This window comes from Acidimicrobiales bacterium (assembly GCA_036399815.1).
GTDB lineage: Bacteria > Actinomycetota > Acidimicrobiia > Acidimicrobiales > DASWMK01 > DASWMK01.
In genome coordinates this window covers 1-8919 of record DASWMK010000046.1, presented here as the reverse complement: position 1 = coordinate 8919, position 8919 = coordinate 1, and the positions used below count along the sequence as shown (strand labels likewise).

Genomic DNA, 8919 nt, shown 5'->3' with positions numbered 1-8919 from the left:
CTCGCCGGCCGCCGCCCTGCCGCGGCCGTCGGCACGGCGCTCGCGATCGCGCTCCTGGCCCTCGCGACCAGGCGCGCCCGCCCGCCGGACTGGGGAGGCGGCCGGTCCCCGGCATTACGCTGGGTGCCAGCGCGTGCCGGCGATCGTGCCTGGCCGGCCGCCGGACCACCGACCGAGGAGCGCATCAGACGTGGACATCCAGACCGTGCTGGGCGACGACGCCGAGAGCCTGCTCACCTACACGTGCAAGGGCATCCCGAAGGAGGACCTGACGCTCCCGGGCCCGGACTTCGTCGACCGGGTCATGGTCGAGACCGACCGCTCACCGCAGGTGCTCCGCAACCTCCAGGCGCTCTACCGGCACGGCCGCCTCGGCGGCACCGGCTACGTGTCCATCCTCCCGGTGGACCAGGGGATCGAGCACTCGGCGGCGGCGAGCTTCGCCCCGAACCCGAAGTACTTCGACCCGAAGAACATCGTCGAGCTCGCCGTCGAGGGTGGGTGCAACGCCGTGGCGACGACGTTCGGGGTGCTCGGCGCCGTGTCCCGGCGCTACGCGCACCGCATCCCGTTCATCGTCAAGCTGAACCACAACGAGCTGCTGAGCTACCCGAACCGCTACGACCAGGTGATGTTCGGCTCCGTGCCGCAGGCCTACGAGCTGGGCGCGGCCGGGGTCGGGGCGACCATCTACTTCGGCTCCGACGAGTCGACCCGCCAGCTCCAGGAGGTGAGCGAGGCCTTCTCCGAGGCCCACTCGCTCGGGATGTTCACCGTCCTCTGGTGCTATCTGCGCAACAGCGCGTTCAACAAGGACGGGGTCGACTACCACGTCGCCGCCGACCTGACCGGTCAGGCCAACCACCTCGGCGTCACGCTCGAGGCCGACATCATCAAGCAGAAGCTCCCCGAGAACAACGGCGGCTTCAACGCGATGAAGTTCGGCAAGACCTCGAAGCTCGTGTACGACGAGCTGACGACCGACCACCCGATCGATCTCTGCCGCTGGCAGGTGGCGAACTGCTACATGGGCCGGGTCGGCCTGATCAACTCGGGCGGCGCCTCGTCCGGCGAGACCGACCTGGTCGAGGCCGTGCGGACGGCCGTGGTCAACAAGCGGGCCGGCGGCACCGGCCTGATCAGCGGCCGCAAGGCGTTCCAGCGCCCGACCGACCAGGGCATCGAGCTCCTCAACGCCATCCAGGACGTCTACCTCGACGAATCGGTGACCGTGGCGTAGCGACCTGCGCTGCGGCGGTCGCCGGATTCCTCCGGCGACCGGCCGTGGCCGTCCCTGGCTCCACCGTGTCGGGCGGTAACCTCGACAGGAGATTCCGTACGTCGACCGCCGACGTGCCTCGTCCGGGTGGGGCGCCACGAGGACCGGCGGCAGAGGGGGACCCTGTGTCCGACACCGTCGAACGAACCGACGTCCAGCAGCTGGATCGCGTCATCATCCGCTTCGCCGGGGACTCCGGTGATGGCATGCAGCTGACCGGCGACCGCTTCACCAGCGCGAGCGCCGTCCTCGGCAACGACCTCGCCACCCTGCCCGACTTCCCGGCCGAGATCCGGGCCCCGGCCGGGACCCTCGCGGGCGTGTCGGCGTTCCAGGTGCACATCTCGGACCACGACATCACGACGCCGGGCGACGCTGCGCAGGTCCTCGTCGCCATGAACCCGGCGGCGCTGCGGGCCCAGGTGCCCCTGGTCGAGGCGGGTGGGACGATCATCGTGAACGTCGACGCCTTCGACGAGCGCAACCTGACCAAGGCCGGCTACACCGAGAGCCCGCTCGCCGACGGGACCCTCAAGGGCTACACGGTCTACGAGGTGCCGATGACGTCGATGACGAAGGAGGCGGTCGCCCCGCTCGGCGTGAAGCCGAGGGACGCGGAGCGGTCGAAGAACTTCTTCGCCCTCGGCCTCGTGACGTGGATGTACACCCGGCCGGTCGAGCCGACCCTCGAGTGGATCGCGAAGCGCTTCGCGGCCAAGCCCCAGGTGGCCGACGCCAACACCGCCGCGTTCAAGGCCGGCCACGCCTTCGGCGAGACGGCCGAGCTGTTCGAGCACCGCTACTTCGTGAAGCCGGCCAAGCTGCTGCCGGGGACCTACACGAACATCACCGGCAACACCGCGCTCGCGTGGGGGATCGTGGCCGCCGGGCACCTGGCCAAGCTGCCGGTGTTCCTCGCCTCGTACCCGATCACCCCGGCGTCGGACATCCTCCACGAGCTGTCCAAGCACAAGAACTTCGGGGTCAGGACCCTCCAGGCCGAGGACGAGATCGCCGCCATCGGCGCCGCCCTCGGCGCCGCCTTCGGGGGCCATCTCGGGGCGACGACGACGAGCGGCCCGGGCATGGCGCTCAAGGCCGAGACGATGGGCCTCGCCGTCGGCCTCGAGCTCCCGCTGCTCGTCATCGACATCCAGCGGGGCGGGCCGTCCACCGGCCTGCCGACCAAGACCGAGGCGGCCGACCTGCTCATGGCCATGTACGGCCGGCACGCCGAGGCCCCGCTGCCGATCGTCGCCGCGCAGAGCCCGTCGCACTGCTTCGAGGTCGTGATCGAGGCGGCCCGGATCGCCCTCACCTACCGCACGCCCGTGATCGTGCTGTCCGACGGCTACCTGGCGAATGGCGCCGAGCCGTGGCGGCTGCCGGACCTCTCGTCCTTGCCGGAGATCAACGTCGAGTTCGCCACCGAGCCGAACCACGTGGACGACGACGGGACGGCGGAGTTCTGGCCGTACCTCCGCGACCCCGTCACCCTCGCCCGGCCGTGGGCGGTGCCCGGCACGCCGGGGCTCCAGCACCGCATCGGCGGGCTGGAGAAGGAGGACGGTCGCGGCAACATCTCCTACGACCCGGCCAACCACGAGCGGATGGTCCACCTCCGGGCCGCGAAGATCGCCGGCATCGCCCGCGACATCCCCCCGGTCGTCGTCGAGGGCGACGAGGACGCCGACCTCCTCGTGCTCGGCTGGGGCTCGACCTGGGGCGCCATCGGCGGCGCCGTCGACCGGGTCAGGGCGCGCGGCCGCCGGGTCGCCCGGGCCCACCTCGTCCACCTCAACCCGTTCCCGCAGAACCTGGGCGACGTCCTGCGCCGGTACCGCACCGTGCTCGTGCCCGAGATGAACATGGGGCAGCTGTCCCGTCTCGTGCGGGCCGAGTACCTCGTCGACGCCCGCGCCGTCACCAAGGTGCGCGGCCTACCGTTCACCGCCGGCGAGCTGGAACGGACGATCCTCGACACCCTCGACGCCAGCAACGGGAGCAGCGACCGATGACCGACGTGCCCACCACGACCCGCAAGGACTGGTCGAGCGACCAGGAGGTCCGCTGGTGCCCGGGGTGTGGGGACTACTCCATCCTCGCCGCCGTGCAGCTGCTCATGCCCGAGCTCGGCGTCCGCCGGGAGAACACCGTCTTCGTCTCGGGCATCGGCTGTGCCGCCCGGTTCCCGTACTACATGAACACCTACGGCCTGCACGGGATCCACGGCCGGGCGCCGGCCATCGCCACCGGCCTGGCCATGGCCCGGCCCGACCTCGACGTGTGGATCGTGACCGGCGACGGCGACGCACTCTCGATCGGCGGCAACCACCTCATCCACGCGCTGCGGCGCAACGTGAACCTCACGATCCTGATGTTCAACAACCAGATCTACGGGCTGACCAAGGGCCAGTACTCGCCGACGAGCGAGGTCGGCAAGGTGACGAAGTCGACGCCGTTCGGCTCGCTCGACACGCCGTTCAACCCGGTCAGCGTGGCGCTCGGCGCGGAGGCGACGTTCGTCGCCCGCACCCACGACATGGACCGCCAGCACATGCTCGACACGTTCCGCCGGGCGCATGCCCACCGGGGCGCGGCGTTCGTGGAGATCTACCAGAACTGCAACGTCTTCAACGACGGCGCCTTCACCCAGATCACCGGCAAGGAGCACCGGGCCGACAACCTTATCCCGCTCGAGCACGGGCAGCCCATCCGCTTCGGCGCCGAGCGCGAGAAGTGCATCGTCCTCGACGGCCAGGGGCGGGCCCGCATCGCGCAGGTGGCGGAGGTCGGCGAGGACGCCGTCCTCGTCCACGACGAGGCGCGCGAGGACCCGGGGCTGGCCTTCCTCCTGTCCCGCCTGTCGCACGGGCCGTTCGAGCCGACCCCGATCGGCGTGTTCCGGGCCGTCGAGCGCGCCGACTACGGCGACGCCGTGTCCCGTCAGCTCGCCGCCGCCCAGGAACAGCGCGGGCCGGGCGACCTGGCCCGGCTGCTGCGCTCCGGCGCGACCTGGGACGTCACCGCCTCCTGAGCCGACCGGCTGTCTGCGACCGACGGCCGGCGCCCGGCGGCTCCCGCCGTCAGGCGTCGGCGTCGGCGTCGAGGTTCATGAACACGAGCCCGGTGCGGGGCTTCGGCGCGAAGAACGTCGTCTTCGGCGGGAAGCGCTCGCCGGCCCGGGCGGCGTCGGCGATCCTCGGCACGGGCACCGGCCGCAGCAGCACGGCGGCCTGGGCGTCGCCGCTGCGCACGACCTTGGCGGCGGCGGTCGGCGAGTGGTGGTAGCGGACGACGTGGTCCGGCAGGGCGGCCAGCGCGCCGGCCAGCACCCCGCTGTCGACGTCGGCGCCGTGGCGGGGCCGCAGCAGCCAGGCACCCTCGGCGGTGAGCAGGCCGAGCCCGCCGAGGTCGGGGAGGCGGGCGGCCAGCCCGACCGGGTCGTCGCCCTCGCCACCGGCCAGCCGCGCGGCGTCGAACGACGCGGCCAGGGCGGCGACGAGGTCGAGGTCGTCGGGCAACCCGGACAGCAGGCGGTGGATCGGGTGGACGTCGAGCTCGTCCTCGGCCAGCTCGACCACGAACGCCATCAGCCGGTCCCACGGCCCCGGCCCCGCCCCCTCGGCGTGGCGCTCGTCCCGGTAGGCGAGGCTCGTCTCGTAGCGGTGATGGCCGTCGGCGATGACGAGCGGCGCCGACCCGACCAGCTCGGCGATGGTCGCCTCGGCCGCCGGGTCGTCGACGACCCACAGCTCGTGGCCCACGCCCTCCTCGTCGACCCAGCGGTCGACCGGCTCGGTCTCGGGCGCGCACCGCGCCGTCAGCCCGGCGGCGAGGGACAGCAGCCACACCGGTGACAGGTTCGCCCGGCACGTCCGCAGCATCGTCAGCCGGTCGCTGCGGGCCCGCTGGTGGGTCTGCTCGTGAGGGAGGATGCCGCCCTCGCCGGGCGCAACGAGGTCGAGCGCGCCGATGACCCCGGTCGTGTGGCGGGGCCGGCCCAGCTCGTCCTCGTAGGTCATGCGGTAGCCGTAGAAGGCGGGCGCCCGCTCGGTGCGCAGGACGCCGTCGCGCAGCCAGCCGTGGAAGAGGCGGCACGCCTTGGCGTAGCGGTCGACGCCGGGCTCGGCCAGCGGCAGGTCGATGCGCACGACGTTGTACGGGCTGCGGCCCGAGAGCCGGCTCCGCTCCTCGGCGTCGACGACGTCGTAGGGCGGGGCGGTCACGTCGGCCAGCCGCACGAGGGCCGGGTCGTACCGAACCCCGCTGAACGGCGCGAACCCCGGCACGGTCCGTGTCTAGCACCCGCCGCCCCGGTGCCAGGATGCGCCGGTGGCCTGGGTGCTCGACCTCGACGGCGTGGTGTGGCTCCTCGAGCAGGCCATCCCGGGCGCGCCGGACGCCGTCGCCGCCCTGCGGGCGGCAGGGGAGCGCGTCCTGTTCGTGACCAACAACTCGTCCCGGCCAGCCGCCGACGTCGCCGCCGCCCTCGTCGCCATCGGCGTGCCGGCGACCGGCGACGACGTCGTCACCTCCGCCGACGCCGCCGCCGCCCTCCTGGAGCCGGGCGAGCGGGCGCTGGTGCTCGGCGGCGCCGGCGTGCTCCTCGCCCTCCGCGAGCGGGGGGTGGCGACCGTCGTCGGCGAGCCGGATGGCCCGGTGGACGCGGTCGTCGTCGGGCTCACCCGCGAGCTCACCTACGACCGGCTGGCCGCCGCGGCGACGGCCGTCCGCAACGGCGCGCGCCTGGTCGCCACGAACGCCGACCCCACGCTGCCCACGCCGAACGGCCCGCTCCCGGGCGCCGGGTCGATCGTCGCCGCCGTCGCCACCGCCTCCGGCGCCGACCCCGTCGTCGCCGGCAAGCCCCACGACCCGATGGCGGTCGCCGTCCGCCGCCGCATCGGCCCCGGGCCCCACTGGCTGGCCGGTGACCGCCTCGACACCGACGGCCGCTTCGCCGCCGCCATGGGCGCCCGCTTCGCGCTCGTGCTCACCGGGGTGACGTCGGCCGACGACGTCCCGTACGACCCGGAGCCCGACCTCGTCGCGCCCGACTTCGCCGCCGCCGTCGACACCGTCCTCGGCGGCGGTGGCGGTCGCGGTCGCGTGGGCAGCGCTCAGTAGCGGCCCCAGCCCGGGTCCGGCGGCGCGTCCCACGGGCTCGGCCCGCCGCCGTACCGGTCGCGCCACATCACCTGCCTGGCCCGGTCGTTGCCCCGCACGAGCAGCGCGACGAGCACGCCGAAGACGAAGCCGGCGACGTGCGCGACCCAGGCGACCCCGCTCGACGACCCCGTGAAGAACTGGAGCACGAACCAGGCGGCCAGCAGCACGCCGGCGGGCACGTCCCGGATCAGCACGAAGAAGAAGATGATGAGCGTCCGCACCGGCGCCGCCGGGAACCACACGAGGTAGGCGCCCATCACCGCGGCGATGGCGCCCGACGCGCCGACCACCGGCACCGTGCTCGACGGCTGGACGAGCACGTGCCCGAGCGTCGCCACGATGCCGCCCAGGAGGTAGAAGCCGACGTAGCGGGCGTGGCCGAGGCGGTCCTCGATGTTGTTGCCGAAGACCCAGAGGAACAGCATGTTGCCGCCGAGGTGCAGCAGGTCGGCGTGGAGGAACATCGACACCACCATGGCGAGCCACACGTGCTTGCCGGGGAACAGCTCGGCGCTGCCGGGGTCGCCCGCGCCGCAGGCCGTGTCGTCGCCGAAGTTGACCGTCGCCTCGGCCTCGTCCAGGGTGAGCGGGTCGCCCTGGGTGATCTCGCACGGGATGGCGGCCGACTCGAGGTTGAAGCGGGACTCGGCGTCGATGCGGACCGGCTGGCCGCCCACCTCGATCTCGTCGAAACCGCTGTGCCCCTGCTGCAGGACGAAGTAGACGCCGACGCAGGCGATGATGAGCACGACGGTCACCACCGCGGGCCGCGACGTCGGGTTCCGATCCTTCAGCGGGATCACGCCGGCACCCTAGGCGGCGCCCGATCGGGGAACCTTCCCCGCTCGCGCGCCCGCCACTAGGGTGGCGCGATGGCCGACAACGACCTTCTTCGCCGCCTGCTCGACGCCGGTGTGAACTTCACCGCGCTGAACCGACGGCGGGCGGAGGCGATCGTCCGGGACCTCGTGCGAGCCGGCGAGCTCCAGCGGGACCAGGCCCAGCAGGCCGTGCAGGAGCTGATCGACCGGAGCCGCGAGAACAGCGAGCGGCTGTTCGAGCAGGTGCGCAAGGAGATCAGGGCGCAGGTCGGCAACCTCGGCGTCGCCACGAGGGAGGACCTCGCCCGGCTGGAGCGGCGCATCGAGGCGGTGGCGTCCGGCGGGGTCACCAGCCGTTCCCGGTCGGCCGCGGCGTCGGGCAACGCCGGCCGGTCGACCAGGTCGGGCGGCGCGGCCAAGGCGACGAAGGCCGGGGGGACGGCGAACGCGTCGAAGGCCGGCGGCGCGGGCAAGGCGGCGAGGTCCGGCGGGGCGGGGAGCGCGGCGAAGTCCGGTGGCGCGGCGAAGGCGACCAAGGCCGCCAAGGCGTCGGCGGAGAAGGCGACGAAGGCCACGAAGGCCACCAGGGCCGGGAAGTCGGTGCCGGCCAAGGCGTCGGGCACGACGGCGAAGAACGGCCGGGCGACCCGGGCCGGGAAGACGACGAAGGCCGGCCGGTCGACGAAGGCCGGCAAGGCGGCCAAGGCTCCACAGGCCGCACCCTCGGTCCCCGCCACGCCGGCGCCCGCGGCCCGGTCGAGGGCGAAGAAGTCGGCGGCGCCGCCCGGTACGGCCGCGCGCCAGCAGAGCGCGCGAGGCGCGAAGAAGGTGACCGGCGGGGGCGCGGCGGCGCCGGCCAAGCGGGGTCGGGCGACGAAGTCGGGGGACGGGGCGGGCAAGCGGGCGGCGCCGGCGAAGAAGTCGGCGGAGAAGGCGACGGGCGGGGGCCCGGCGACGGCGACCACGGGCGGGCGCGCGGCGGCGCCGGTGAAGCGGGGTCGGGCGACGAAGTCGGGGGACGGGGCGGGCAAGCGGGCGGCGCCGGCGAAGAAGGCGGCCGACAGGGCGACGGGCGGGAGCGCGGCGGCGGGCGGGGGCGCGGCGGCGCCGGGGAAGCGGGGTAGGGCGACGAAGTCGGGAGACGGGGCGGCCAAGCGGGCGGCGCCGGCGAAGAAGTCGGCGGACAGGGCGACGGGCGGAGGCGCCGTGCCGGCGAAGAAGGCGGCCGGTGGCCGGCGTCGGACGGTGGCCCGCAGCACCGGTGACGAGGCCCGCACGGCGCCCGCCGACGAGGTGACGAGCCAGGTCCCGGCCCCGGCCACGCAAGCGACCCAGTCCGGCGACGTGGCCGAGGTGGCGGCGGCGGTCGAGGCCGCGCTGGCCGACGCCGGTGGTCCGGCGCCGGCCGAGGCCGTCCCGACCGGGAGCGGCACCGCGCAGGAGCCCGGCCGGCCGGTCGACGTCGGCGAAGCGGCGTCCGGCGAGGCCACGGGCGCACCGGCCGGCGGCGAGGCCGGGTCGGGCACGGGCGGCGGCGGTGACCACGGCGACGCCGGCAGCGCCGGCGGGTCGGCCGGGGGCGGCGACACCCGGTCGGCGGACGGCGGCGACGTGGCAGCGGCGGGGGCCGGCGACCGGACCGGCGAC

At 74.3% G+C, this 8919-nt stretch carries 7 protein-coding genes; 5 read left to right on the top strand and 2 right to left on the bottom strand.

All coding sequences use genetic code 11. From position 1 onward, the window contains the following. The first annotated feature begins 190 nt into the window (after nucleotides 1-190). From VGB14_03455 to VGB14_03445, 3 genes are all read left to right on the top strand, one after another. On the top strand, nucleotides 191-1240 hold the full coding sequence (locus VGB14_03455) for a class I fructose-bisphosphate aldolase (GenBank protein HEX9991963.1): 1050 nt from the start codon (nucleotides 191-193) through the stop codon (nucleotides 1238-1240). A gap of 164 nt (nucleotides 1241-1404) precedes the next feature. Then, nucleotides 1405-3297: a 2-oxoacid:acceptor oxidoreductase subunit alpha gene (locus tag VGB14_03450; GenBank protein ID HEX9991962.1), complete on the top strand. Its 1893-nt coding sequence runs from the start codon at nucleotides 1405-1407 to the stop codon at nucleotides 3295-3297. Continuing rightward, a complete protein-coding gene (locus tag VGB14_03445; protein HEX9991961.1) occupies nucleotides 3294-4316 on the top strand; it encodes a 2-oxoacid:ferredoxin oxidoreductase subunit beta in 1023 nt (340 codons plus the stop codon). The genes VGB14_03450 and VGB14_03445 overlap by 4 nt, the downstream gene beginning before the upstream one ends. Nucleotides 4317-4365: 49 nt before the next feature. Here the strand turns inward: VGB14_03445 and VGB14_03440 are convergent, their stop codons facing one another. Then, nucleotides 4366-5571 carry a DUF1015 domain-containing protein gene (locus VGB14_03440; GenBank protein HEX9991960.1) on the bottom strand — a complete coding sequence of 402 codons (1206 nt, stop codon included), beginning with the start codon at nucleotides 5569-5571 and terminating at the stop codon, nucleotides 4366-4368. A gap of 43 nt (nucleotides 5572-5614) precedes the next feature. Between VGB14_03440 and VGB14_03435 the strand changes: the two genes are divergently transcribed. Next, nucleotides 5615-6409 (top strand): HAD-IIA family hydrolase, encoded by a 795-nt coding sequence (locus tag VGB14_03435; protein HEX9991959.1) that lies wholly within the window; start codon nucleotides 5615-5617, stop codon nucleotides 6407-6409. Here the strand turns inward: VGB14_03435 and VGB14_03430 are convergent. Beyond that, nucleotides 6403-7254, bottom strand: coding sequence for a rhomboid family intramembrane serine protease (locus VGB14_03430; protein ID HEX9991958.1), 852 nt, complete (start codon nucleotides 7252-7254; stop codon nucleotides 6403-6405). The genes VGB14_03435 and VGB14_03430 overlap by 7 nt on opposite strands. A gap of 69 nt (nucleotides 7255-7323) precedes the next feature. On the opposite strand from VGB14_03430, the gene VGB14_03425 reads away from it, so the two are divergent. Then, nucleotides 7324-8919: hypothetical protein (locus VGB14_03425; GenBank protein ID HEX9991957.1), on the top strand; the 1596-nt coding region annotated here is incomplete at its 3' end.